This is a genomic window from Streptomyces sp. NPDC006435, from assembly GCF_040612315.1.
Taxonomy (GTDB): Bacteria; Actinomycetota; Actinomycetes; order Streptomycetales; family Streptomycetaceae; genus Streptomyces.
Window position 1 is genome coordinate 33691 of sequence record NZ_JBEXPY010000021.1, and the last position, 24470, is coordinate 58160.

The window sequence follows — 24470 nt, forward strand, 5'->3', positions numbered from 1 at the left end:
GGGGCCGGCCTGCGCCGGTGGGCACGCCGTTCCGTGGCGCGGTGGGCCAGGTCCGCGCGGTATCCGGTGGGGCCGCCGTTACGCATCACTTCACGCGTGATCGTCGAGGTCGGGCGGCCGAGATTTCTGGCGATCTCCGCGTAGGGGAGGCTGTCGGCCAGCCCCAGTGCGATCTGCTGACGGTCCTGCTGGGTGAGCCTGCCTCCCGGCATCACGGCCTCCTTCATGTTCTCCGAGGCCGTCAGCATAGCGTTCACACTCAATCCATTGCAACGTAAGTCGAATTGACATTGCATTACTTTCACGGCTGTTGCAACAATTTTATAGCTCTCACCTGCATTGATTCAGATCAACCGCAACAAGCTCGTTGCCCAACACGCGAACGCAACGTAGCTTTTCTCGTATCGGAAACAACGAGTGAGCACGGGAGAGCATCATGCAGACGTTCGACATCACCGCCCCGGTCCTTGCCGTCCTGGACGTTCCCTCGGGGCGCATCCAGGTGATCGCCGCGGACCGGGCCGATGCCACGGTGGAGGTGCGGCCCGCGAATGCCTCGAAGGGCCGGGACGTGAAGGCGGCCGAGCGGACCCTCGCGGAGTACGCCGACGGGGTCCTGCGGATCGGGACCCGGGCGGACGGCGGCCGGTACACCGGGCCCCGGGGATCCGTCGAGGTCACGCTCCGGCTGCCCGCCGGCTCCCGCGTCGAGGCCAAGGCCGCCGCCACGGAGTTCCGGGCCGTCGGACGGCTCGGGGACATCGCCTTCGAGGGCGCCCACCGGCAGATCAAGATCGACGAGGCCACGGGCGTCCGCCTCGCCGCGGTCGACGGCGACATCGAGATCGGACGGCTGGACGGCCCCGCCGACATCAGCACCGAACGGGGCGACATCCGCATCACCGAGGCCACCCACGGCACGGTCGCACTCCGCACCGGCTCCGGCAGCATCACGATCGGCGCCGCCACCGGCACCTCGGCCACCCTCGACGCCGGCACCACCCACGGCCGCATCAGCAACGCCCTCAAGAACGACGGCACCACCACACTCCACATCCACGCCACCACCCCCATGGGCGACATCACCGCCCACAGCCTCTGAAACCCACGGGCGCCCCGTGAACGGCCCGATCGCCATGTGAACGGCCCGGTCGCCCCGGCCGGGCCGTTCACATGGAAGGGACGAGGGAAAGGGCTCACTCGGCCCACGGAAGCGGGATCTTGTCCTCGCCGCCCGGAAGCACCGCCCTGCCGCCCACGGCCATGGCGACCAGAGCCACCGCCGGACCACCCGCGGCCTTCAGCTGCCGCACCGCACCGGCGGGCACGACGACGGCCTGACCGGCCCCGGCGCGCCCGGACTCGCCTTCCACCTCGATCTCGAACTCGCCCGACAGGGGCATCCACACCTGTTCGCGGTCGATGACGTGCACCGGCGTGGCGGAGTCCGCACCGAGCTCCACCCGCCAGGTACTGACCTCGGCACTGCCCTGGCTGGGGGCAGCCAGGCCGAACATGGAACCGGCCGGAGTCCTGGTCGTCCGCCGATCGCTCTCGCTGATCACGTACATGTGCGCACCTCTCTTGTAAAGCTTCTTTACTTGCAGCGAGTAAAGGAGCTTTATTCATGTGTGTCAAGATGAATCGGTGGAGACCCATGACCCCCTCGAGCGCGCCGAGCTGACCTTCCTGCTCGGGATGGCCTTCCAGCTCGTCCTCTCCGAGTTCGTGAGCCGTCTCGACGCCGCCGGCCACGCCGACCTGCGCCCCATGCACGGACTCGTCTTCCAGGCGCTGCGCGGTTCCGGTGCGACGAGCAGCGAACTGGCCGAGCATCTCGGGGTCACCAAGCAGGCCGCCGGCCAGATCATCGACGACCTGGAGAAGCGGGGCTACGTCGAGCGCCGGCCCCACCCCGCCGGCGGCCGTCGCAAGCTCGTCGTCCTGACCGGGAAGGCGTTGGAGCACCTGACCGTGGCCGGACGGATCCTGCACGAACTGGAGGCGCAGCTGACCGAGCAGCTCCACGAGGCCGGCCGGGAGGTTCCGCGAGCCGAACTCGCCGCGCTCATCCGCACCTTGGCCGGGGATTCGATCCCGCCGTGGCGCCCCGTCTGGTGATACGGGACCGCGTCGTGGCGAAGGGCCACGGCCGCAACGGACCGACCACGGGCCGGACCGTGAACCCGATCTCGGGCCGAACCACGGGCCCGATCGAGCGCCGGACCGTGGACCCGATCGAGGGCCGGACCGCAGGCCGAACCGATGTTGGGATAATCCGGCCATGGGATCTTGGGGAACCTTGGGGCCGGCGCTGTTGTCGCTGGCAGGTGTTGCGCTCGGCGCGGGCGGGTCTCTGCTCGGCCAGTTCCTCGTCTCGCGGATGAGCGCCCGGCAGCTGGAGTTCCAGGAATCGACCGCGCACCGGGCCGAGTTGAAGGATGCGGTCCTGAAGTTCCTGAGCATCGCGTCGCAGGTGGAGAAGGCAGTGCTCAGGCGCCCTTCCGGTGACGATGTCGCAGTCGACGGTTTCGCGGTCGACCCGGAACTCGACCTGCTCGTCGACGACTTGTGGCTCGCCCAGGCGGAGATCGACCTGGCCGCCGGGAGCGAGCCCCTGCGGGGCGCCACCTACCGTTACGCGGCGGGCCTCGCCGAGGCGGCCCGGAGCGGGACGAACGACACGTCCGCGCTGCGCGGGCCGCAGGCGCGGTTCATGGACGCGGCGTACGACGACATGTGGCCCGGCCGACGACGCACGACCGGAGACTCCCCCGCGCCCCGGTGAACATAGAGCCCGGTCAGTGGCCCTGCGGTGCGGACCGGTCAGCGGTCCTGCGGCGCGGACCGGTCGGTCTCCTGTCGGCCGGGGCGGCCGGTTCGGCCGGCGGATGTGCCGTGCCGGGAGTCCGCTCCGGTTGCCCGGGACCGGATGCGGGCGGCGACCGTGGCGGCGGCGGGTTGCCCGAGCACGATCCCGAGCAGGACGAGGACCAGGCCGCACACCTGTCGCAGGGTGAGGGTCTCTTCGGCGACGACGGTGCCGAGCAGCACGCCGGTGACCGGATTGAGCAGTCCGATCAGGCCGACGGCCGCCGCCGGCAGACGGCGCAGACCGGTGAACCAGGCGACGAAGGCGACCGCGGTCGCGACGACGGTGACGTAGGCGAATCCGAGGACCGCGCCCGCGTCGAGGGAGGGAGGCGCTCCTTCGCGGACGACGGCCAACGGCAGCACGACCAGGCCCCCGGCGATGAGCTGCCACGACGTCGAGGCGAGGACGTCGACCTCGGCGCTCCACCGCTTCGCGAGCACGTAACCGAGGGAGGAGGTCACCATCGCCGAGACCGATGCGAGGACGCCGAGCGCGTCCAGGTTCACGGTGCCGGTGAGCAGCATCAGGCATACGCCGACGACACCGATGCCGCCGCCCAGCAGCGGGAGGCCGCGGGGCCGTTCCGCGATCACGACCCGGGCGAGCAGCATCAGGACCAGCGGTGAGGCCGCCATGATGGTGGAGGCGACGCTCGTCGGCAGCAACTGGGCCGCGAGGTAGACCAGGGCGAAGAAGGACCCCATGTTGAGGGTGCCGAGGACCGACGCCTTCCACCACCACGCCCCGCGGGGCAGTTGCCGGCACAGGGCCAGCAGCAGGACCCCCGCGGGCAGGGCCCTGATCGCCGCACCATGGAGCGGGTGGCCGGTGGGCAGGTATTCGTGGGTGACGAAGTAGTTCGCCCCCCAGGCGACCGGAGCAATCGCCGTCACGAGCGTCCATCGCACAGTAGCTTCCATGGAAGGAAATATAGCTTCCACGGAAGCTATGATGGAACCGTGAACGACTACGAGGATCACGTCGCCCGCATCCAGGCCGAGTGGGCCCGGGAGCGCCCGGACGTGGATGTGAGCCCCCAGGGCGTGATCGGCCGGCTCCATCGCCTCGCCGGCCTCCTGACCGAGCAGTTGTGCCTGGTCTACCGGCGACACGGGCTGAACGAGGGGGAGTTCGACGTGCTGGCGGCGCTGCGGAGGGCCGGGGAGCCCTTCGAGCGCGCCCCGGGCGAGCTGGCCGCGTTCACCATGGTCACCACGGGCGCGATGACCAAGCGCATCGACCGGCTCGAACGCGACGGCCTGGTCACGCGTCGCCGGTCCGCCGAGGACGGCCGGGGACGCGTGGTCGCGCTCACCACGGCGGGACGGGAGCTGGTCGACCGGGCCTTCACCGACCACATGAACAACGAACGCCGCATCCTCGACGAGCTCGGCCCCGACGATGCCGCACGTCTCGAAGCGCTGCTCACCACCTGGCTGGCGCGCGTCGAACCGCCCCCCGGCGCGCCGCGGTGACCCCTCCGAACGCCACGGCCGAAGCCCTCGCCGCCCCCGCCGGGCCCGCACCCGGGCAACGGTCCCGGTCCCGCCCGGCCCCGAGGTCCGGCGGTGCGGCCGTCAGCGCCGTCACTCCTGGTGGATGACGCATTCCTGCATGGTGGCACCCCCGTAGGAGCTGCCGCCGTCCTTCGCCTTCACGAGGACGTAGCGGAGCTTGCCGCGGTTCAGCGCCTCCTCCAGGTCGTGCGCCAGCTCGCCGTCCCGCGGGGACTTCGCCGCACGCTCCTTCATCGCCTCGATGATCGTTTCCAGGTATTCCCTGGTCCCCTGCTGGACCAGCCTGTTCTTCTGGCGGCCCTTCCCCTGTCGCCAGCCGAGGCTGCCCGATGGCGCCTTGGCCTCGACGATGAGCAGCGTGCCGTCCTTGAGCAGGTACAGCTGGTCGAACATGTCGGCACCATTGGGGGTTTTGGGCAGGGGAATCCACCGGGCTCCCCGGAACTCCTCCGGAATGACGTGGTAGCGAGCCGCGCTCTCACCGAGCCGCTCGGATATGGAGCTGTTGTTGGGCTTGACGCCCAGTTCTTTCCGGTAGTTCTGGAGCGCCTTGTCCCGTGCCTGCCCATTGGCCGCGGTCTCGTTCTCCCGGAACTTCCGCTCCGCGTTGGTGAGATCCACGGACGCCTTGCGGTGGTCGGCGACCTTGTCGAGCAGACCCATCCGCTTCGCGTCACCGACCGAACCCAGGCCGACGAACTTCGCGGGGGACAGCTTCGCGCCGGGTGCCGAGGGCAGCTTGTTCTTGGAGATCCAGTGGTTCTCGTTGTCCTTGGCGAGCAGCGGCAGCGTGACGCCGTTCTCCGTGGTCTTCTCGCTCCTTCGGCGGCCGTCGACGATGTAGTTGCGGAAGTACCAGACCGGGTCGTTGTTGGCCTTCCAGACCATCTCGTCCTGGATGTGCTTGCGGTGGTCGGCGGCACTGGTCAGCAGCTCGTTGCAGGTGAACACGCTGTTCGTACGCTTCGGGATGCCGTCGGGGCCGGGCGGATGGGTGGTGAACACGGCCGTGTCGAAGGCCGGACCGTTCGCGCCCCGGCAGTGCTTGTCGAGCTTGAGCCTCCTGAGCTCCTTCACCAGTGCCTGCCGGTCGCTGCCGGCCAGGGGCGTGGACGCGTCGGGGGCGATGTCGATCCAGGCGACCTTTTCGAAGCCGGGCGGGACCACTCCGTCGCCGGACAGCTCGTCGACCGCCTTCGCGAAGTCGTCCACGACCTCGTCCGTGCCCCCGGACACGGCCTTGAGCTGGATGGTCTGCTTGCCGGTCAGGTTCTGGAGGTCGGCCTCGTAGCCGTCCGCGGAGTCCTTGGGTTTGTAGGTGGCGCCCCAGACGATCTTGTTCCCCGCGCGCGCCAGATCGCCCGCGTGCTCCAGTGCCCGTCGGTCGGAGGTGGTGAGCTGAGCTGTCTTCGCCTCCAGTTCGGCGAAGCCGGATGCGGTGGTGAGCTGCAGGCCGTCGGTGTTCACGGCCAAGTCGTGGAACGGCTCGAACGCGCCCTGCCGCACCAGATTGGCCACCGTCTGGCCGACCTTGGCGATCCGGTCCTCGCGGACTTGGGGACTGGTCCGCGGACCGATGTCGGGCGTCATCGCCTCGAGCAGCTGCAGGACGGGCCTGCCCTTGCTGTCGTTGGCCCGCTGATCGCCCAGTGGCTCGTTGAGCTTGAAGCCGCGGCCCATCAGCCGTTTGACGAGCGCCGGGTCGTCGCCCATGACGCTCGCCTCGTAGAAGACCGCGGACCAGCTCACCCGGATCGTCTGGCCGGGCGGTGCCACATTCCTCGCCGCCGTCGTCAGCGTGCGGTTTCCGCCGGGAGGCACGGAAACAGGACTGTTCAGCGGTGTCTGTCCGGCTACGGTCACCATCACCGTGCCGCTGGCCGGAGCGGTGCCCTGGTTGGTCACCTTCACCGTGGCCGGGCAGCTCGGAGTGGTGCAGAACGACGTCGAGAGCTGTACGGCCACGTCCGTCTGTGCCGCCACACGTCGGCTCAGCGGTTCGGCCTGCTCCTGCGAGGTGTCGACCCGGCGTACGTTCTCCGTCGTGCTCCGCACCTGGGCCTTGTCGGGCTCGCTGACCGCGGACGACAGGGCCGGGGCGGGCGCGGGCTCACCGGCCGCTGACCGCACCCGGCCCGCGCCCCGTGCGGCAGCGTCCGACGGGCCCTGGCGGAAGGCGACGGTGTGCGCGTCCGAGGAATCCGGCGCAGGTGCGAACGTGGTGTCCTCCTCTGGTTCGGCTTCGCCCGGCAGGCCGACCGAGAGCGGCCGGTACGGAGGGGACGCACTCACCACGACGCGCAGGGTGCCGTCGGTCAGTGCCTTCGCCGGACGGCCGTTCACCGATGTGGCCCCGCTCTGGCGCCACGTGGACGGCCGCCCGGACGGACCGTCGGTGTCCTTGCCCGAGAGGGCGTCGGCGAGCGCCGCCGGGGTCATCCGGGACAGCTCGGCCAGGCCGGTCACGCTCTGCGGCGGGTCGGCGATCCAGGTGTTGGCCAACGCCTCGGCGCTGCCCGGCTCGTGCTCGAACCACCACTGGCCGTTGCCGCGCAGAAGGGTTCGCCCGGGGCGCACAGCGAGTTCCGCGTATGCCCCGGAGTCACGGCTCAGGGTCCCGTACGCGGTGCCGTCGCGGGCGACCGTCAGCCGGAAGCCGATGATCGCGCCGTTGCCGTTCACCGTGGTCCCCGCATAGGTGATCCCGCGCCAGGCGCGCAGGCTCTTCGTGGCCTCCGAGGCCAGCTGCGGGGGCGTCTTCTCCTCCGGCCGGAACACAAAGGTCATCAGGCCGGCGACGAGCACCATGACCAACGCCAGGGCGCCCCAACGCCAGTACCAGCGGCTGGACTTGATCAACCGGACAAGTGCTCCGGCCACCCGGGACGCCCGACTGCCCGCCGACGGTGGTGGCGGTTGTGGTGGGGAAGGTGGTGGGAACGAAGGGTACGGGGGAAGCGGTGGTTGCGGAGGCGGTTGCCCGAACGGTACTGATGCGCTGTCCCGTGCGTCCACGTCCGCCCCCAGTCCCGGAGACCGGGTGGCCCCACCGGATCGTCGCGCACCGGCCCCGATTCCCCATTTCCTGATTCCCATACCAACTCCCCATTCAACCAAGGCTCTTCGCGCCGCGTCGGCAGGTTCCCGCCGTTCCCTGAGCACCGGATCCGCGGAAGACCCGTCCGGCCGGGCCGATGGACGGCCCGGCCGGCGTGGTCCGCGACGAGATCGGGGTGCTCTCCGGCGGGGGAGGCACGTGAGGAGTCTCCCGGTGCCGTACCGGGGAGTTCTCAGACGGTGGCGCCTCCGTCGACGGGGATGCACGCGCCCGTGATGCCGGAGCCGGCGCGGGAGGCGAGGAGCAGAACGGCGGCGGCGACCTCCTCGGGCCGGGTCAGGCGGCCGGTGGCGGTACGGTCGGTGAAGTGGCGTACCAGGCCGGGGTAGTCGGTGCCGAGGACGCGCGCCGCCCGGGGGCCCTGTTCGGTGAACCAGTCGGTCTCCACGGCACCGGGACACACGCAGTTGGCGGTGACGCCGTACGGACCCACCTCCTTGGCCAGAACCCGGGTGAGCCCGATCAGGGCGTGCTTGGCGGCGGCGTAGGCGCACAGACCGGGATCCGGGTCCCGGCCCTCCATGGAGGCGATGTTGATGACGCGGCCGGAGTGCTGCGGTATCAGGTGGGACAGGGCGTGGCGGGTGGTGTAGAGGGCGGAGTCGAGGTTGAGGGCGAAGGTGTGGCGCCAGGTGTCGTCGGTGATGTCGGCGACGGTGGCGAAGTCGGTGGCGCCGCCCACGTTGTTGACGACGATGTCGAGGTGCCCGTAGCGGTCCACCGTCTCGTCGACCGCGCGTTCGGCGTCGGCCCGGTCGGTGGCGTCGGCCACGCACAGGGAGATGTCGTCCCTGGCGTCCAGCCGGGCGAGGGCCGCCCGGCCGACCTCCTCGGAGCGGCCGGTGATGACGAGCCGGGCGCCGTGGGCGTGCAGGGTGTGGGCGATGGCCAGGCCGATGCCGCGGGTGGCTCCGGTGATCAGCGCGGTCCTGCCGGTGAGGTCCATGTGTTCTCCCGTCGTGGGCCGGAGGGCGGATGGTGGGTGACGAGGGTGATCGTGTGCGGTGTCCCGGGCAGGTTCAGGGGCAGCAACTGCCAGCCGCGGGGGGCCGGTTCGTACCCCAGTCGGGCCAGGGCGAGCCGGGGGCGCAGGGTGATCTCGACGTCGACGAGGGCCCGCAGCAGGGACCAGCCCAGCGCCTTGGCCATGGCCTCCTTGGCCGTCCACAGAGTGAGGAACTCCTCCCTCCGTATGTTCTCGGGCCGGTCGGCCGACACGGTGGCCTCGCCCGGACGGAGCGCGTACCGCAGCAGTTCCGGCGGTGGAGGGGAGACCAGGTGCTCGATGTCGATGCCGATCCGGATGCCGTCCCGGGGCGCCGCGACCAGTGCGGCCACGGTCACGGGCCCGCAGTGGGCGGCGGTGAGGCGTAGGGGCGGCAGGTTCTGTTCCGGTGCGAGCGCGGGGCGGCCGAGCGGGTCGCGGACCAGGGTGACGGTCTCGGCCGGGCGGGCCTGCCGCGCCGCGACGGCGTGGCGCAGCAGGCCCCGGCCGGGTACGGGGCGTCCCCGCGGCGCGATGTACCACCAGAGGTCGACCGGGCCCGCCGCGGAGGCCACCCGGCGGTGGCGGGCTCCGGTGAGTGCGGGGACCGCCGGCGTCATGGGGCGTCGTCCTCGGTCCGGCGACCGTCCGCGGTCGGTTCGGTCGCGGCCCGCACGGTGGTGCCGACGGTCCCGGCGGTCGCGGTGCGGGGGCGGGCCGGGACGCGGGCGAGGACGGTGGCGCGCATGCCGGAGATCTGGGCGAGGACCCGGCCGTCCGGGGTGGTGGCGGTACTGGTGCCGGTGGCGGGCGAGTGGTGGAGCCGCAGCCCGGTGGGATGGGTCCGGGCGAGGTCGTGGTCGTCGCCGTGCTCGTACAGGGTGATGCGTTCGATGTGACGGGGGACGGCGACGGGGTGGTGGCCGTCCGGCGCGGGGGCGAGGGCGGGGGTGCGGGCGAGGCCGTCCAGGAGGACGACCGGGATGGAGAGCCGGGGCAGCGCGGACAGCCGTTCCGGGTCGGGGCGCCAGCGGGCCCCGGTGCCCGAGTCGGTGGCGAGACACCGGTCGGTGGCACGGAAGACACCGGTGAGCAGAACCGGGGAGGCGGCGTCGTAGTACGGGTCGTCGACCGTGCGGTGGGCTCCGGCGAGCGGGCCGTACGGTTCGGGCAGCGGGGCCGTACCGCCCAGCCGGACCGTGGCGCGGACGTGTTCCCGGTCGTGTGCCAGCACGCGTCCGTCGGGGGCGATGACGTCGGAGCGGATGGTCACACCGACCGCGCAGCCCGTCCTGGTGGCGCGGCGGCGGGCCTCGACGCGGTACCGGACGGGTCTGCCGTCGGTGCGGGCGCGGACCCAGGCGCTGAAGGCGAGGTCGTCGATGCCGCGCGGCAGCAGTCCGGGGGCCAGCGCGCGGGCCGCCTGGACCGCGATGTCGGCCAGCACCACCCCCGGCACGGTGGGTCGGCCGTCCACCAGGTGGTCGCGCAGGAAGCCGTGGGTGTCCAGGTCGAGGGCCAGGTGCCAGGTGGCGTGGTCGACATGGCGGGTGACGGGTTCGCCGAGCAGACCGGGCGGGACGGACGGACCCGGCAGGACGGACGGGCCCGGCAGGACGGGCGGACCGGTCGGGACGGGCGGATCTGGCGGGACGGCCCGGGGGGTGTCGGCCGGGTGGTGCCTGCCGGTGTTCCCGATGGTGCGCAGGCCCGGGAAGCGGGCGTCGAAGGAGCGGTGCTCGGCTTCGCCGATGAAGGTGACGAGCCGGTCGGAGGTGACGAGCCGGTCGTCCCCGCCCTCGCCGTGGGTGCGGCGGCGCAGTTCGGTCAGGAAGTGGGCGACTCCTTCGGCGGTGGTCATGCGGGACAGACGCGCGGTGCGCGCGGTGTGGGCCCGGACGATGCTCCCGGAGCCGAGTCCGGTCTCGTCCCAGATGGTCCAGGCGATGGTGAACTCGCCGTCGTCGCCGGCGTGCGCGGCGGCGGACAGGAAGTCGTTGGCCGGGGAGTAGTCGCTCTCGCCGGGCAGGCCGGCCACTCCGGTGACCGAGCCGAAGTTGCACCACAGGCGCGGGGCGAGAGCGCCGGTGAACGCGGCGCGCAGATGGTGGTGGCCGAACAGTTTGACGTCGCGGACACGGCGCATGCCGGGCAGGGTCTTGCGGGTGATGTCGCCGGGGTGATGCAGCCCCGCGCCGTTGACGAGCAGGTCGACGTGCCCCTCCCGGGCGCGTACGGCGTCGGCCAGGGCTCGTACGGCGTTCGCGTCCGTGACGTCGCAGGTGTGGAAGTGGACCCGGTCGGCGCCGCACGACTCGCGCAGGGCCCGCAGGGTCAGGGCGGACTCGCGGGCGTGCAGGAGGCGGTCGAAGGCGGCGTTGATCCCGCCCACCGGCCGCCGTGGCGCGCGGGAGCGCTGGTCGGTGATGTAGCGGGCGCGTGCCGCGGACAGTTCCCGGTCGGGGGTGTGCAGCAGGTCGTCGGGTACGTCGCCGGGGCGGCCGGCCCCCACCAGGTGGATCCGCAGGGGCACCTGGCGTGCGAGGCCGAGCAGGCAGGCCGCGGTGATGCCGCGGGCGCCGCCCGTGGCCACGACCACCGCCCCGGGAGCGAGCGGCGGGGCCCCGTCCGGCGCGGGAGGGTCGTTCTCGGTGAGGCGCTGGACGAAGCGGGTGGCGCCGCGGTGGCGGACCACGGGCAACCCGTCGGCCGGCCGGGCGAGTTCGTCCTCCAGGGCGGCCAGTACGGCCAGGGGTTCGGTGCTGTCGCCGACGACCGCGCGCACCGTGCAGTCGGCCAGCTCCCAGGCCAGGGACTTGACGAAGCCGGTGAAGAGATGGGTGTGCGGGGCGGTCTCCTCCCCGAGGAACGGTGCCGCCACCCCCACCGCGACCGTGCCTCCCCCGGCGAGCCGGTCGCGCAGTCCGCGCACCGCCCAGAACGCCGCCTCCTGCACGGCCAGTACGTCGGCGGCGGGCGGTGCGGGCCAGGCGGGTGCCGCGTGCAAGTCGGCGACGACCCGCAGGTGCCGGAACCCCTCCGGGTCCTCGCCCAGGACGCGGTCGACGGCCCGCTGCGGGTCCTGGTCCCCGTCGACGGCGACCAGGCGGCAGCGGACACCGGCCTCGACCATGGCGCGCAGGGCACTCGTGTGCCGGGAGCCGGTGATCACCAGGGTGCGGGCCGGCAACGGCCGCGCACCGGTGCCGCACGGTCCGGCCGCCTCCCAGCCCAGGGTGTGCCGCCGGGTGACCGGGGGCGGGGTTCCTTCGGCCGCTTGGACCGGAGCCGTTGGCGCGGAGTCCGGCGGTGCGGAGTCCAACAGTGCGGAGTGCGGTGGCGCGGAGTCCGGAGGCGCGGAATGCGTTGGCTCGGAATGCGTTGGCGCGGAATGCGTTGGCGCGGAGTCCGGCGGTGCGGAATGCGGTGTGTGGGTGACGATGTGTCGCAGGGCGGTCACCAGGTCGTCGGCCCCCGGGTAGCTCCACCCGGGTCCGTCCGGTTCACGGCACTCGGCGGACAGCAGGTCCGACAGGGTGTCGAGGGTGATGAGGAGGGGCCAGCCGCGGGCGCGGGCCACGGAGGACCGGGTGAGCACCAGGGCGAAGGCCCCCTCCGCCGTCCCCCGGGAGCCGGCCGGGTCGTGCAGGCGGGTGAACAGGGGCCCGGTGGCACCGTTGACGCCCAGCACCAGCGCCATCTCCAGTTCCCCGCGCCGCAGATGCGCGGCGGCGGCCCCGAGCGCGCTGCGGCCCGAGGTGGGCCCGGTGTCGAGGGTCATCGTGGGACCGTGCAGGTCGTGCAGGGCGGCGATCCGGGCGGGGATCACGTTCGGCATCAGCCCGGCCAGGGTGTCCTCCCCCGGGTGGGTGCGCTCGCGCACCGCGTCGAGGAACGCCGAGGTGGCCCTGCGCAGTGCGGTGCGGTCGAGCCCGTCGGGCAGCGGCCGCCCGACCGCCCCGGCCAGCGAAGCGGCGTGGCACCGGACGGTCGTGTCGGGCGATGCGGCGGGGACGCCGGTGTGGGCGGCGAAGACCCCGCAGGTCTCCCGCAGCCCCTCCCACCAGGGCGGGGCGTCCCGGGGAACGAGTGCGGCGACCACCTGCAACGCCATGAGCTGGGCCCGGTCGATGCCCGCGGCGGTGGGTGCGGGGATGCGTACATCGGCGAAGGACGGGAGCGGGTACCGCGCCCCGAACGAGCGCCGTGCCGCCGGGTCGCGCCCGTCGGCCAGACGGCGTGCGACGTCCGCCGCGTCCGGGGCTCCGGGCAGATGGGCCGACCAGGCCACGACGACCACCGGATCGTCCTCGACGGGGGCGGGCAGGGAGGCCGGTGCGTCCTCGCCGGGCCGGGGGGCGTCCTGGAGCAGCAGATGACCGTTGGTCCCGCCGAACCCGAACGCCGACACCCCCACCGTTCGTGGCCGGTCGGCCGGGCGCGGCCAGGGCACCGGATCGGTCGGTACCCGCAGCGGCGGCGCGTCGTCGGGGCCGCGGTACGGGATCTGCGGCGGGATCGTGGAGTGGGCCATGCCCTGCAGTGCGTGGACGACCGACACCGCACCGGCCGCCCAGCCGGTGTGGCCGAACACCGACTTGTTCGATGTGCACCGTGCGTGGGGCAGTTGCTCCGCCAGCACCCCGCGCTCGACCCGGTCGCCGACCGGAGTGCCGGTGGCATGGGCGACCACCCAGTCGATCTGCTCCGGTGCGATGCCGGAAACGGCCCGGGCCCTGCTCAACGCCCGTTCCTGGCCATTGGGGTTGGGGGCGTGGACGGCCCGGCCGCGCCCGTCGGACGCCGCACCGAACCCGGCCGTCACCCCCAGGACGCGATCGCCGTCGGCCCGTGCGGCGTCCAGCCGCTTGAGGGCCACGAACGCCGCCCCGTCGGCGAACAGCACCCCGTCCGCGTCCGCGTCGAGGGCCCGGACCGTGCCCGACCGGCTCAGCCCGCGCAGTTGGGAGAACAGCACGCCGTAACGGGGTCCGAGGGAGAACGCCCCGCCGCACAGGGCGAGATCGCACTCGCCGTCCAGCAGGGCACGGGTGCCCAGATCGATGGCGTACAGCGCGGAGGAGCAGGCGGTGTCGACGACCTGTACCGGTACCGACCCGGGAAGCAGCGACGCGACGGCGGTACGCAGGGCCGCCGTCGGCAGGTGCCGGGCCGGTGCGCCCGCGTGCCGGTACGCGGACCGCAGCCATCGGACGAGCAGTGCGCGCAGCGCCTCGGGGTCCTCGGCCGGATCTCCGTCCCAGTGTTCCGCGATGCCGTCGGCGGCGGCCTCGACGAGCAGGCTCTCCTCCATGTGCTGTGACCCCTCGGCCCAGGCGCCTGCGAAGCACGCGGTGCGGACACCGGCGCCGGACGCCAGACGCGGGGCGTCGCACTGGAGGAGCGCGGTGCGCGTCCACGCGGTGAGGAAGTCCTCCTCCTCCGCGTTCTCTCCGATGTTCTTCCCGGCGCTGCCTCCGGTGTCCGGTGCGGGACGGACGTAGCCGGCGACCCGGCTGTAGGTACGGTCCGAGGCAGCCTCCGGCGACCAGAAATCCTCCAGGGGAAACCGTTCTCCTGGCTCGCCGAACTGGGGAACGCCCTCCATCAGCCGCCGCCGGAACGCCTCCGGCCCCTCGGCGCCCGGGACCACCAGGCCCATGCCCACCACGGCCACCGTGCGCGCCGTGTCCCGCTCCGTGGTGGGAGGCCGCGCGGTCGACGCGGAGCCGGTCCGGGCCGAGGCCGACATCGACACCGGGGCCGGGGCCGGGGCCGGGGCCGGGGCCGGGGCCGGGGCCGGGGCCGGGGCCGGGGCCGGGGCCGCAGGCACAGGTACAGGCACAGGCACAGGCACAGGCACAGGCACAGGCACAGACGGAGTCGAAGCCGGAGTCGGTGTCGGTGTCGGTGTCGGAACAGACCGGTGCGGCGTGAGCATGGCGCGGCCCACGGACAGTCCGCCGTCGGCCAGCAGGCACTGCCCGGAGATCCAACGGGCCTGCGGGGAGGCGAGGAAGGCCACCAGCCGGGCGAGGTCGTCCTCGTGCCCCACCCCACCGAGCGGGGCCGCCGCCGCGCAGGTCGCCCGCAGGGCGTCCGCGCCGGGGAACAGCGTGGCCGTGGCGTTGTCCAGCAGCCCGGCCGACGCGGTGTTCACCCGGATTCCCGACGGGCCGAGATCGGCGGCCAGATACCGGGTCATCGCCTCCAGTGCCGCCTTGCACACCCCCACCAGCAGGTAGTTGTCCATGGCCAGTCCGGCGCCGACGGACGAGACGTTCACGATGGCACCGCCGCCGCGCGCGGCCATCAGCGGCGCCGCTTCGAGGGCGCACCAGCGGGCTCCGTGGAGATTGGTGTCCAGCGCCCGCTGCCACTCGGAGTCGGTGAGGTCGTCGAAACGGGCGAACACGCCCCGCGCCGCGTTGTTGACCAGGATGTCCACGCCGCCGTACCGATCGGCCAGGGTCGCGAACATCCCGGTCACCTGGTCGTGTTTGGCGACGCTGGCCCGCAGCGGCTCCGCCCGGCCCCCGGCGGTACGGATCGACTCGACGGTCTCCTCGGCGGCCCGCGGCGAGTGGAAGGAGTTGACCACCACGAGGGCGCCGTGCCGGGCCAGTTCACGGCTGATCGCCGCACCGACCCCCTTGCCGCCCCCGGTGACCAGGGCGACCTTCCCGGCGAGGTCCCGTGCCGCGGGCACTTCGGGCCGGCCGCCGCTCATGCCGGTACCCCCGCACGCGTGCCGTCCGCGGGCAGTGTGCTCAACAGCCCGGCCAACGCGTCCAGGGTGGTGTAGCTGGTCAGGCGGGAGCCGTCCACCGGCAGGGTACGTCCGAGGCGTGTGGCGGCCCGGGCGAACAGTTCGGTCTGTTTGATCGAGTCCACTCCGAGGTCCGCCTCCAGGTCGGCGTCGTCGGTCAGGACCTCGGGCGGATATCCCAACGCCGCCGCGTACATGGTCCGCAGCATGGCCACGACGGCCCGTCGGTCCGCATCCGCATCCGCATCCGCGCCCGACGGGGTCTCCTCGGTCAGGGGTGACGGGGACGCCGGGGGTGCCGGGAATGCCGCGGGTATCGGGGACGCGTGGGGGGCCGTGGTCGTGCGGGGAGTCGAGGTCGTGCGGAGGGACGGTGTCAGGCCGCTCAGCGATTCGGCCAGCTCGGGGCCGCCCACCCGGCGGCGCAGCGGTGCGATCACCCGTACGCCCGGTACCGTCGCCGTCACGAGATCGCTCAGTGTGCCACGGGGTCCGCACTCCACGAACACCTCCACGCCCTGCGCGTGGAGCAGCCGGACCGCGTCGGTGAACCGTGTGGGCCGTACCAGGTGGGCGGCGACCAGGTCGGCCACCGCGTCGGTGTCGTCCACCCGCCGCCCCAGGATCGCCGAGTGCAGCAGACGCCGCGCGGGCCCGGCCCGCAGCGCGGTCGCCCGGCGGGTGAAGTCACCCGCCACGGCGGCCAGCATGCGGTGGTGGAAGGCGTACGGGACCCGCAGCTCGGTCACCCCGACGCCGATCGCCCCGGCGGCCCGCCGCACCCGGCCCAACGGTTCCGCGGGGCCGGACACCACGCACTGGCGGGGGCTGTTGTCCGCGGCCAAGGTCACCTCCCACTCCCCGAGGCCCACCAGCAGTCCCTCGGCCCGGGAGGCGGACATCGCCAGTGCCAGCATTCCGCCGCGCTCCGGAGGGCGGGCGGCGAACGCCTCGTCGCGGGCGGCGACCAACGCCATGCCTTCCGCCGGCTCGTACACCCCGGCCGCGGTCAGGGCCACCAGCTCGCCGAAGCTGTGCCCCAACAACACGTCGGGACAAAGTTTATGACGTTCCGTCAATAGCCGGAACAGCACCATCTCGGCGGCGAACAGCGCCGTGTGCAGGTCCGCCGGGGCCTCGTCCACCAGCTCGGACAGGGTCGGCGCCCGCTCGTCGAGCAGAAAACGGGAGGGGGCGCTCCGTCCGAGGCGGACGGCGGTGGCGTCCAGCGGGCGCAGCACCTCCTCGACCAGCGGTTCGTCGACGGCGAGCCGGGCGAGAACGGCGGGCAGATAGGCCCCTTGCCCCGGAAACACGAAAGCACAGCGGTCGACCAAAGCAACTCCTCTGCACAGAAAGGGACTTGGAAGATTCCCGAGAAGACCGCACCGCCCGCACCGCCCGCACCCCATCGCGCAACGCGACGCGACGTGACGGAACGGGGCGGGGTGGGGCGGGGCGGACATACGCAAGGGGACGCGAGGGGATGCGGGACGTTGCGCGATGTGCGATGTGCGGTGCGTGATGCGCGATGTGCGGTGTGACAGCCGGAACGAGAACCAGGACAAGCACAGAGACAAGCACCAGAACAGAAAACGGAACCAGGGCGAACGCCCACCCCCCATGCACACGCATACTCAACGTACCGTCAGCCGCACCCACGGTCATCACCCACATGAGTGACGAGGGCGCGGGCGAAGAGCGCGAGCGAAGGACGTGGTGAGCCCCGCCCTGCCATTACTTCCGGGGTAATCGACCGCACTCCCCCGCCGCGGCAGTGTGGTGCACGTCAACGAGATCCCCGACGAGGGTTCCGGCACCCGGGACCGAGGAGCGACCATGACCGTCAAGTCAGCAGAGAACAGCGCGAGTTCCGTCGCCGACACCACTCGCCGCGTCGTTCAGGAGTTCCTCGACGCCCGGATCGCCGGGGACACCGGGCGGCTCGTCGCACTCTTCGCCGACGACGTCGACTGGATGCTCGCCGAGAACCCCGCCGTCCCGTGGATCCGGCCGCGCTCCACCGGGGCCGAATGCGCCGTCCAGGCCGAGGAGATGGCCGAGTACACGGTGACCGAGGACGCACGGGCCTCCGTCGACACGTTCCTCGTCGACGGCACCGACGCCGTCCTGATGGGGTACCTCTCGGGGACGGTGCGCGCGACGGGGAAGTCCTTCGAGGGCCCCTTCGCACTGCGCCTCACCGTCGAGGCGGGCCGGATCACCCGGCACCACCTCTACGAGAACAGCGTGTCGATCGCCGAGGCCTGCACCCCTTCCTGACCTCGGAGCCCTGACCTCGGAGCCCTGACCTCGGAGCCCTGACGCGGGAGCCCCGCCCCGCGGGCGAGGAGCGCCGCCGCCCAGGCGAGTAGACAGTGTCTACTCATTGTTGGTAGACACTGTCCATGAATGATGAGAACTCCCTTCGCGAGCGGTTGATCGATGCCGGGGTGGACCTCGTGCTCAGCGAGGGGTCCGCGTCCGTGGGGCTGAGGGAGACGGCCCGTCGGGCCGGGGTGTCGCACGGGGCGCCGCGCCGGTACTTCCCCACGCACCACGCGCTGCTCTCGGCCGTCGCCCGTCGCGGCTTCCAGGACATCGGAGCCCGGTTCGAGGCCGCGGTCACCGAAACGGCCACACCCCGCGGCCAGTTGGAGGCCATCGCGCGCGTGTATGTCGGGTACGCGCTGGAGCGACGCGGCATGTTCGAGCTGATGTTCCGGCACGACCTGCTCGACAGCACTTCGCAGGCATCGGACCGACCCCGGCTGCGCGAGTCGACCCTTCCGTTGTTCGGGCACATCACCGAACTCGTCGCCCGGTGCCGGTCGGAGCAGGGTGCCGCGCGACGTGCCGACGGGCCGGACGGGGCCGTACCGCCGCCCGCCGTGGTCGCCGCCGCCCTGTGGTCGAACCTGCACGGCATCGCCCAGTTGTGGGCCTGGGGAAGTCTGCAACTCGCCCTCGGGGAACGAACGTTGGACGATGAATCCGACGACGAAGGACGCGACCGGCTCATCGCGGCGGTGCTGGACGCCCATCTGGGGCCGGTGGCCCCGTGACCGCACCCGTACAGCGGCGGCTCGCGCTCCTGGTCGGCGTGGCCGGCGCGATGATCGTCGCGTTGGACGGCACCGTCCTGCTCGTGGCGCAGCCCGGCCTGCGGCGTGGCCTCGACGCGAGCACGGCGCAGGTCCAGTGGACGAGCACCGGTTACCTGGTCGCGGTGGCCGCGTTGCTCGTCATCGCCGGGCGCCTCGGGGACCGGTACGGGCATCCGCGTCTGCTGCTCGTCGGCGTCCTCGGCTTCGGGGCCGCCTCGGCCGGGATCGCGCTCGCACCGACCGTCGGCTGGGTGACGGTCCTGCGCGTGGCGCAGGGCGGGTTCGGCGCGCTCCTGCAGCCCGCGACCCTCGCGCTGCTGCGGCTGACGTACCCCGCGGACCGGCTCGGCACGCCCATCGCCATCCGCACCGGTGCGATCGCGGTGGCGGCGGGAGCCGGTCCGATCCTCGGCGGTGTGCTCGTGGCGCATCTCGGCTGGCGCGCGGTCTTCTGGATCAACGTACCCGTCGCACTGGCCATCGCCGCTCTCGCCCTCGCCGTGCGGACGCCGACACCGACACCGACGCCCGGGCGTACGAAATCCTCGCGGCTCGACCTCACCGGTGCGGGCCTGCTCGCGGTCGCACTCGCGCTCCTGGTGCACGCCCTGGCCGAGGTGCCCGCGCGGGGATGGACCGCCGCGCCGACGCTGCTCGAACTCCTCGCCGTCACGGGCGTCGCGGCGGTGCTCGCCCGGCACGAACGTCGCACCGCGCACCCGCTCGTTCCGTCGGCCGTGGCACGGTCCACACCGGTGACGGCGTCGACGGCGGTCCTGCTGGCCGTCACCGCCGGCCTGTTCGGCGCGCTGTTCAGGGCCACGTTCTACCTCCAGGACACGCTTCGCCTCGACCCGCTCGCCACCGGCCTGCGCGTTCTCCCGCTGACCGCGCTCATGGTCCTCGGCGCACCGGCCGCGGGCATCGCGCTGCGCCGGTACGGTGCACGCAGCACGGCGATCGTCGGCACGGGCCTCGTCGCGGTCGGCATCGCGTGGCTGTCCCGGCTCGGCCCGGCCAGTCCATGGGCGGCCATGGCCGTGGTCTTCGCCGTCGTCGGTGCCGGGTTCGCCACGGTGATGGTCACTGCCACCGGGACCGTCGTCGGCGACGCGCCGCCCGGGTACGCCGGGGTCGTCGGTGGACTCAAGCAGACGGCCATGAACATCGGGCCGACCCTCGGCATCGCCGTCGCGGCCGGCGCGACCGGGTCCGCCGTCTCGACTATGGGCCCCGACCTGCTGGTCCTGGCCGCGCTCGCCGCGCTCGGCCTGCTGCCCGCGTCGCGGCTGCCCCGGCGCCCGGACGACCGTCACGAGGAGCACGACACGGCCTCCGCACGCCCGGCGCAGGCACCGGCACCGGCACCAGCACCGGCACCCGCTCGACGCACAGGCGGTTGAGCAGCCGCCGCCCCAACCGGGCCGGGCCGGGCCGATCCGGGCCGGTCACCGGTAGCCGGTGGCGTCGGCCGGTCTTCCTGCGGCCTCGACCTCGACCAGGTAGCGCCAGCAGTCCGGACGGGAGCCGTCGAGATCGGTGAAGCCGTACTCCTGGGCGAGCCCGCCGCTGGACAGTGACCGGCCGTTCCAGCGCGTGGCGTCGGGGTCACCGGCCAGCGCGGCGACGGCCCGTCCGACGTACGCGGGACTCTCCGAGACACAGAAGTGCGGCACCGTGGCCAGGGCGTCGCGCCAGTTGTCCTCGGTGACGCCGAACGCGTCGAGCATCATCTCCGAGCGCAGCCAGCCCGGGGTGAGGGCCACCGCCGTACCGCCGTGCGGTTCCAGTTCGTGCGCGAGGACGAACGCCATGCGCAGCACGCTGTTCTTGACCAGGTCGTAGAAGTAGGAGTTGCGGTAGTTCGCCGTGTTGTAGGCGGCGGTCCCGTCGGTCATCTCGACCACGAGACCGCCCGGTCGGCGTACCAGCAGGGGCAGCAGGAAGTGGCTGGTGATCGCGTGTGTCTCCACGCCCAGCCGGAGCAGCCGCAGTCCGTTGTCGAGATCGTGCTCCCACACCGGCCGGTCGAACTCGAACAGCCGCTCACCACCCCAGACGTCGTTGACCAGCACGTCGAGCCGCCCCTGTTCGGCATCGACGCGTTCGGCCAGCGCACGGACCCGGTCGGGCTCCAGGTGGTCGGTCGGGACCGCGATGCCGGTTCCGCCCGCGGCGGTGACGAGTTCCGCGGTCTCCTCGATCGTCTCGGGCCGGTCGTACTCCGAGCGTCGTTCCCGGGTGGTGCGACCGGTGACGTAGACGGTGGCGCCCGCCGCACCGAGCTGGACGGCGATGCCGCGTCCCGCGCCCCGCGTGGCTCCCGCGACCAGTGCGATCTTTCCTTCGAGGTCCGGTGTCGTCCTGTCGGGCATGGGTTCCCTCGGTGTCCTTTTCTTTCGGTTCCGCTCTTTTCCGTCCGCGGGCATAGGCCCGCGTCGGCACTTGCCGACGCCTTTCGGCGTCCGCCGACATCCGTCGACGGCCACTGCCGGCTACCGGCTACCGGCGGAACCATGCTCGGCCCGAAACCGGACACCTTGTGTCGCCTTTCCTCCTCCGTCCCGCGAACATCCCCCGACCGGGCGGCAGGAGCGACGCGTCCCGCCGCCCCGCCCCGGGGCACGCGTCAGTCGGCCGCGGGCCAGTCCCAGCCGAGCTGGAGGAACATGCCGAGGCGGTCGCCGACGGCGCGGATTTCGACGATCCGGCCGTCCCGGACCGTGAAGATCCAGATCTGCTCGACCTCGAAGGAACGCCCGGTTGGCTCGGGCATCCGCGGGTGGTGACCGGTGTGCGTTCCGGAGACCAGCAACCGGGCCACGACGGTGTCGCCCTCGACGATCAGCTGCCGGACTTCGGTGTTCAGCACGCCGAAGGCGTCGAGTTGTTGCCGGAAACCGTCGAACGCGGCGCCGGGCTCGTCCGCCTCGCCATGAATGATCTTGTTGTGGTCGACCACGTCGGCGGCCAGGTACCGCGGGAAGTCCTCGATCCGGCGGGCGTCGATCGCCTCGACGAAGCCGGTGACGACCTGCCCGGCGGTGACTTCCACTGTTGCTGCGGACACGACCAACCTCTTTCTTACGTTGTAAGTATGACGACGTGGAGCAGTTTCATCCTTACGATGTAAGGAAGTCAATGGCGAGGCGTGGAGCAGAACATGACGACGGATCGGACACGGCACCGGGGGCCGGGGCGACGGGCCGGGCTGAGCAGGGAGCGGGTCATCGACGCCGCACTGGTCCTCCTGGACGATCGGGGCGTCGGCGCCCTGACCATGCGACGCCTCGCGGCGGAGCTGGAGGTGGAGGCGATGACCCTCTACAACTACGTCCCCACCAAGGCCGCCCTGCTCGACGCGCTGGTGGAGCGGGTCTTCACCGAGGCCGTTCCCGGACCGGCCGGGGCCGCTTCCGGGCCGACCGGGGCCGTTCCCGGGCCGACCGGGGCCGTTCCCGGTTCGGTCGAGGGCGCTCCCGGTTCGGCCGAAGCACGCAGGGAAGGCCACCCCGAAGGCCCGGACGACTGGGCGGCGTTCCTGCGCGACTACGCCACCCGCCTCCGCACCGGCCTGCTGCGCCATCCCGGCGTACTGCCCCTGGCAGCCGCCCGCCCCTCGGCCACCCCGGCGGCACTGGCCGCGGCCGAGCACGGCCTGTCGGTGCTCACCGCGGCCGGGTTCCCGCTCGGCCGGGCCCTGGACGCGATCAACTCGGTGACGCTGTTCACCCTCGGGCACACCGCGGCGGAGGTCGGCACCGCCGACGCGACGGCCTCGGCGGACTGGGTCGCCGGGCAGGATCCCGAGCGCTACCCGCTGCTCACCGAGGCGGCCCGCACGCGCGCCGGCACCGACGACGTGGACCGCTTCGCCCACGCGGTGGACGCGCTGGTCACCGGATTCGAACAGAATCTGCGCCACGCACGCCACGCACGCCAGGAGCAGCAGGAGCAGCAGGAGCAGCAGGAGCAGCAGGAGCAGCAGGAGCAGCGGACACCGGAGGCCGTGCGACCGGAGCACTGAGGGCCGAGCCCCCGACCGTCCCGGCAGGATCAACGGCCCGGATGCTCACGACCCCGGATGCTCACGGTCCGGATCGCGCGCGGAATCCGGCACGAACAGGCTCAGCCGGTAGGTGGTCGGGTGCACCAGGCGCCCGCAGAAGGTGTCGATCCGGGTCATCGACCAGTCGATCCGTTCCCTCCCGGCGCGCAGGCGGTGCAAGTGGGCATGCCACTGCGCCACGTCCTGGGTCTCGAAGACCACCCGCCACTCCCCCGCACCGGCACCGGCACCGGCGCGAAGGGCCGCCCGCGCCCCCGCCTCCCGTCGGCGTTTCCTCTTCCGCTGTCCTGGCACCGGCCCAGCATCGCCGCCCCGGCGCCACCGCGGCAAGGCCGTAGCGGCGGGTCGGGGAAGGCCGTTCCGGGTCAGGAAGCCGCCGGGCGGTGCTCCTCCGAGGGGCGGGCGGCCTCCCAGGCCGCCTCGATCATCCGGAAGACCTCGTCGAGCGCGGCCTCCGGGTCGGCCGCCTCACGGGCCAGCGAATAGGCGTCGATCACGAACCTCGCGACCGCCCGGCAGGCCGTCGCGGTCTGCGGCAGGTCGGGGTCGGCTGCGATGGCCGCCGCCAGCGACTCCGCGTGACGCAGCCTCATGGACTCCTCGTACTCCCGCAGGACGGACGAGGAGTCGATCATGTGCCAGATCGGGGCGGCGCCGTCCGCCGTGCAGTGTCGTACCAGGACCCCGGTCGCGCGGCGCAGCGCGGGGACGAGCGGCTCGTCCGGCGCGCGCTCGGTGACCGCCCGCACGAGGCCCTGCTCGAACTCCTCGTCCCGCTCGAACACCAGGGCCTCTTTCGAGGCGAAGTGGGAGAAGAGCGTGGTGACGGCCACGTCGGCCTCGGCCGCCACGTCACGGATGCCCACCGCGTCGTACCCGCGTTCCAGGAAGAGCCGCAGGGCGGCGTCCGCGATCTTCTGGCGGGTCGCGGCCTTCTTGCGCTCACGGCGCCCGGTCGGGACGGTCATGCCATAACGCTATCAAATGCAAATCCGTAACAGCTCCAAAACACTAACCGTTAGTGTTACGGTCGTCGGCATGGAGACCACGAAGAGCACGAAGACCATGAAGAAAGTGAGCTTCGCCGAGTTCGGCGGTCCGGACGTCCTGCGGCTCGTGGATGCCGAGAAGCCCCACGCGGGCCCCGGCCGCATACGCATCGCCGTGCGGGCGGCGGGAGTGAACCCCGTCGACTGGAGACTCCGCGAGGGCCAGGTCCTGGGCGCCCATCCGGTCGAACTGCCCTCCGGGGTCGGGCTGGACGCGTCCGGGGTGGTGGACGAGGTCGGCGAGGGCGTCGAAGGGGTCGAGGTCGGCGACCGCGTGTTCGGTGAAGGGGCGAGCACCTACGCCGAGTTCGCCGTGCTGTCGGCCTGGGCCCGGATGCCCGAGGGGCTGTCGTTCGAGGAGGCGGCGGGGTACCCCTCCGTGGTGGAGACCGCGCTGCGCGTCATCCGCGAGGTCGGCGTGCGGCCCGGGCAGACGTTGCTGGTCAGCGGCGCGTCCGGAGGAGTCGGATCGGCGGTGCTGCAGATCGCCCGGGACCGCGGCATCACGGTGATCGGCACCGCCGGGGCCCCGAACCAGGACTACCTGCGCGGTCTGGGGGCCCTCGCCACGACGTACGGCGAGGGCTGGGCCGGACGGGTGCGGCGGCTCGGCCGGGTCGACGCGGCTCTCGACCTGGCGGGGTCGGGCGTGATCCGCGAACTCGTCGAACTGACCGGGGACCCGCGGAAGGTGGTCTCCATCGCCGATCCGAACGCGCCACAGCTCGGCGTCCGCTTCTCCGGCTCGGCCGGGAGCATGACGGAAGCGCTGGCCGAGGCCGTCGACCTCATCACCCGGGGAAGGCTCCACATCCCGGTCGAGAAGTCGTACCCGCTCGCCGAGGCCGCGGCGGCGCACATGGACAGCCGGGCCGGTCACACCCGCGGGCGCCGGGTCCTGCTCGTCTGAGAAGCCGGTCGGCGCCACCCGCCGACCCCGCCGCCTTGCCGGCCCCGAGTCGTCGGCCCCGGGCATGTCTG

Annotated in this window: 20 protein-coding genes and 1 pseudogene; 9 read left to right on the forward strand and 12 right to left on the reverse strand. The window is 72.5% G+C overall.

Translation table 11 applies throughout. The features are described from left to right. Positions 1-5: 5 nt before the first annotated feature. Positions 6-296: pseudogene (locus ABZZ04_RS21000) on the reverse strand (helix-turn-helix domain-containing protein); the annotation flags it as partial. Positions 297-436: 140 nt separating this feature from the next. On the opposite strand from ABZZ04_RS21000, the gene ABZZ04_RS21005 reads away from it, so the two are divergent. After that, positions 437-1102, forward strand: coding sequence for a DUF4097 family beta strand repeat-containing protein (locus tag ABZZ04_RS21005; RefSeq protein WP_356933716.1), 666 nt, complete (start codon positions 437-439; stop codon positions 1100-1102). 94 nt (positions 1103-1196) lie between these two features. Here ABZZ04_RS21005 and ABZZ04_RS21010 read toward each other — a convergent pair whose 3' ends face one another. Beyond that, positions 1197-1571: a cupin domain-containing protein gene (locus ABZZ04_RS21010; RefSeq protein ID WP_356933717.1), complete on the reverse strand. Its 375-nt coding sequence runs from the start codon at positions 1569-1571 to the stop codon at positions 1197-1199. Positions 1572-1647: 76 nt separating this feature from the next. On the opposite strand from ABZZ04_RS21010, the gene ABZZ04_RS21015 reads away from it, so the two are divergent. Continuing rightward, complete coding sequence (locus ABZZ04_RS21015; RefSeq protein WP_356933718.1) at positions 1648-2121, forward strand: MarR family transcriptional regulator; 474 nt, start codon at positions 1648-1650, stop codon at positions 2119-2121. A 163-nt stretch (positions 2122-2284) separates the two neighbouring features. Continuing rightward, a complete protein-coding gene (locus ABZZ04_RS21020; protein ID WP_356933719.1) occupies positions 2285-2788 on the forward strand; it encodes a hypothetical protein in 504 nt (167 codons plus the stop codon). A 38-nt stretch (positions 2789-2826) separates the two neighbouring features. On the opposite strand, the gene ABZZ04_RS21025 is transcribed toward ABZZ04_RS21020, so the two are convergent. Then, positions 2827-3795 carry a DMT family transporter gene (locus ABZZ04_RS21025; protein WP_356933720.1) on the reverse strand — a complete coding sequence of 323 codons (969 nt, stop codon included), beginning with the start codon at positions 3793-3795 and terminating at the stop codon, positions 2827-2829. A 39-nt stretch (positions 3796-3834) separates the two neighbouring features. Between ABZZ04_RS21025 and ABZZ04_RS21030 the strand changes: the two genes are divergently transcribed. Continuing rightward, positions 3835-4350, forward strand: coding sequence for a MarR family transcriptional regulator (locus tag ABZZ04_RS21030; protein ID WP_356933721.1), 516 nt, complete (start codon positions 3835-3837; stop codon positions 4348-4350). A gap of 111 nt (positions 4351-4461) precedes the next feature. On the opposite strand, the gene ABZZ04_RS21035 is transcribed toward ABZZ04_RS21030, so the two are convergent. The 5 genes from ABZZ04_RS21035 to ABZZ04_RS21055 all read right to left on the reverse strand — a co-directional run bounded on the left by ABZZ04_RS21035 (position 4462) and on the right by ABZZ04_RS21055 (position 16580). Then, a complete protein-coding gene (locus ABZZ04_RS21035; protein WP_356933722.1) occupies positions 4462-7251 on the reverse strand; it encodes a hypothetical protein in 2790 nt (929 codons plus the stop codon). A 431-nt stretch (positions 7252-7682) separates the two neighbouring features. Further along, positions 7683-8456 carry an SDR family NAD(P)-dependent oxidoreductase gene (locus ABZZ04_RS21040; protein ID WP_356933723.1) on the reverse strand — a complete coding sequence of 258 codons (774 nt, stop codon included), beginning with the start codon at positions 8454-8456 and terminating at the stop codon, positions 7683-7685. Beyond that, positions 8429-9115 carry a 4'-phosphopantetheinyl transferase superfamily protein gene (locus ABZZ04_RS21045; RefSeq protein ID WP_356933724.1) on the reverse strand — a complete coding sequence of 229 codons (687 nt, stop codon included), beginning with the start codon at positions 9113-9115 and terminating at the stop codon, positions 8429-8431. The genes ABZZ04_RS21040 and ABZZ04_RS21045 overlap by 28 nt, the downstream gene beginning before the upstream one ends. Next, positions 9112-15225, reverse strand: a complete 6114-nt coding sequence (locus tag ABZZ04_RS21050; RefSeq protein WP_356933725.1) for an SDR family oxidoreductase — start codon at positions 15223-15225, stop codon at positions 9112-9114. The genes ABZZ04_RS21045 and ABZZ04_RS21050 overlap by 4 nt, the downstream gene beginning before the upstream one ends. Next, the gene (locus ABZZ04_RS21055) at positions 15222-16580 is read right to left on the reverse strand and encodes an acyltransferase domain-containing protein (RefSeq protein ID WP_356933726.1); all 1359 of its coding nucleotides are present in this window, start codon (positions 16578-16580) and stop codon (positions 15222-15224) included. The genes ABZZ04_RS21050 and ABZZ04_RS21055 overlap by 4 nt, the downstream gene beginning before the upstream one ends. A gap of 523 nt (positions 16581-17103) precedes the next feature. Between ABZZ04_RS21055 and ABZZ04_RS21060 the strand changes: the two genes are divergently transcribed. From ABZZ04_RS21060 to ABZZ04_RS21070, 3 genes are all read left to right on the forward strand, one after another. Continuing rightward, complete coding sequence (locus ABZZ04_RS21060) at positions 17104-17547, forward strand: nuclear transport factor 2 family protein (RefSeq protein ID WP_356933727.1); 444 nt, start codon at positions 17104-17106, stop codon at positions 17545-17547. 125 nt (positions 17548-17672) lie between these two features. Continuing rightward, on the forward strand, positions 17673-18329 hold the full coding sequence (locus ABZZ04_RS21065; protein WP_356933728.1) for a TetR/AcrR family transcriptional regulator: 657 nt from the start codon (positions 17673-17675) through the stop codon (positions 18327-18329). Between the two features lie 50 nt (positions 18330-18379). After that, entirely contained in the window at positions 18380-19774 is a 1395-nt protein-coding gene (locus ABZZ04_RS21070; RefSeq protein WP_356933816.1) for an MFS transporter, read from the forward strand. 45 nt (positions 19775-19819) lie between these two features. On the opposite strand, the gene ABZZ04_RS21075 is transcribed toward ABZZ04_RS21070, so the two are convergent. Continuing rightward, positions 19820-20746 carry an SDR family oxidoreductase gene (locus tag ABZZ04_RS21075; protein WP_356933729.1) on the reverse strand — a complete coding sequence of 309 codons (927 nt, stop codon included), beginning with the start codon at positions 20744-20746 and terminating at the stop codon, positions 19820-19822. Between the two features lie 254 nt (positions 20747-21000). Continuing rightward, positions 21001-21441, reverse strand: a complete 441-nt coding sequence (locus ABZZ04_RS21080; protein ID WP_356933730.1) for an ester cyclase — start codon at positions 21439-21441, stop codon at positions 21001-21003. A 93-nt stretch (positions 21442-21534) separates the two neighbouring features. On the opposite strand from ABZZ04_RS21080, the gene ABZZ04_RS21085 reads away from it, so the two are divergent. Beyond that, positions 21535-22398 (forward strand): TetR/AcrR family transcriptional regulator C-terminal domain-containing protein, encoded by an 864-nt coding sequence (locus ABZZ04_RS21085; protein ID WP_356933731.1) that lies wholly within the window; start codon positions 21535-21537, stop codon positions 22396-22398. A 45-nt stretch (positions 22399-22443) separates the two neighbouring features. On the opposite strand, the gene ABZZ04_RS21090 is transcribed toward ABZZ04_RS21085, so the two are convergent. Together ABZZ04_RS21090 and ABZZ04_RS21095 are read right to left on the reverse strand one after the other, a co-directional pair. Continuing rightward, positions 22444-22734 carry a hypothetical protein gene (locus ABZZ04_RS21090; RefSeq protein WP_356933732.1) on the reverse strand — a complete coding sequence of 97 codons (291 nt, stop codon included), beginning with the start codon at positions 22732-22734 and terminating at the stop codon, positions 22444-22446. Between the two features lie 71 nt (positions 22735-22805). Then, positions 22806-23408 carry a helix-turn-helix domain-containing protein gene (locus ABZZ04_RS21095; protein ID WP_356933733.1) on the reverse strand — a complete coding sequence of 201 codons (603 nt, stop codon included), beginning with the start codon at positions 23406-23408 and terminating at the stop codon, positions 22806-22808. A 97-nt stretch (positions 23409-23505) separates the two neighbouring features. Here ABZZ04_RS21095 and ABZZ04_RS21100 point away from each other — a divergent pair, with 97 nt between their 5' ends. Next, positions 23506-24399 (forward strand): NADP-dependent oxidoreductase, encoded by an 894-nt coding sequence (locus ABZZ04_RS21100; RefSeq protein ID WP_356933817.1) that lies wholly within the window; start codon positions 23506-23508, stop codon positions 24397-24399. The last annotated feature ends 71 nt before the right edge of the window (positions 24400-24470 follow it).

Excerpts from the sequence above, each read along its gene's own strand:
- ABZZ04_RS21045 (WP_356933724.1), bottom strand. The coding sequence starts at position 9,115 with ATGACGCCGGCGGTCCCCGCACTCACCGGAGCCCGCCACCGCCGGGTG.
- ABZZ04_RS21040 (WP_356933723.1), bottom strand. The coding sequence starts at position 8,456 with ATGGACCTCACCGGCAGGACCGCGCTGATCACCGGAGCCACCCGCGGC.
- ABZZ04_RS21095 (WP_356933733.1), bottom strand. The coding sequence starts at position 23,408 with ATGACCGTCCCGACCGGGCGCCGTGAGCGCAAGAAGGCCGCGACCCGC.
- ABZZ04_RS21010 (WP_356933717.1), bottom strand. The coding sequence starts at position 1,571 with ATGTACGTGATCAGCGAGAGCGATCGGCGGACGACCAGGACTCCGGCC.
- ABZZ04_RS21005 (WP_356933716.1), top strand. The coding sequence starts at position 437 with ATGCAGACGTTCGACATCACCGCCCCGGTCCTTGCCGTCCTGGACGTT.
- ABZZ04_RS21075 (WP_356933729.1), bottom strand. The coding sequence starts at position 20,746 with ATGCCCGACAGGACGACACCGGACCTCGAAGGAAAGATCGCACTGGTC.
- ABZZ04_RS21060 (WP_356933727.1), top strand. The coding sequence starts at position 17,104 with ATGACCGTCAAGTCAGCAGAGAACAGCGCGAGTTCCGTCGCCGACACC.
- ABZZ04_RS21025 (WP_356933720.1), bottom strand. The coding sequence starts at position 3,795 with ATGGAAGCTACTGTGCGATGGACGCTCGTGACGGCGATTGCTCCGGTC.
- ABZZ04_RS21020 (WP_356933719.1), top strand. The coding sequence starts at position 2,285 with ATGGGATCTTGGGGAACCTTGGGGCCGGCGCTGTTGTCGCTGGCAGGT.
- ABZZ04_RS21085 (WP_356933731.1), top strand. The coding sequence starts at position 21,535 with ATGACGACGGATCGGACACGGCACCGGGGGCCGGGGCGACGGGCCGGG.
- ABZZ04_RS21050 (WP_356933725.1), bottom strand. The coding sequence starts at position 15,225 with ATGAGCGGCGGCCGGCCCGAAGTGCCCGCGGCACGGGACCTCGCCGGG.
- ABZZ04_RS21070 (WP_356933816.1), top strand. The coding sequence starts at position 18,380 with ATGATCGTCGCGTTGGACGGCACCGTCCTGCTCGTGGCGCAGCCCGGC.
- ABZZ04_RS21065 (WP_356933728.1), top strand. The coding sequence starts at position 17,673 with ATGAATGATGAGAACTCCCTTCGCGAGCGGTTGATCGATGCCGGGGTG.
- ABZZ04_RS21100 (WP_356933817.1), top strand. The coding sequence starts at position 23,506 with ATGAAGAAAGTGAGCTTCGCCGAGTTCGGCGGTCCGGACGTCCTGCGG.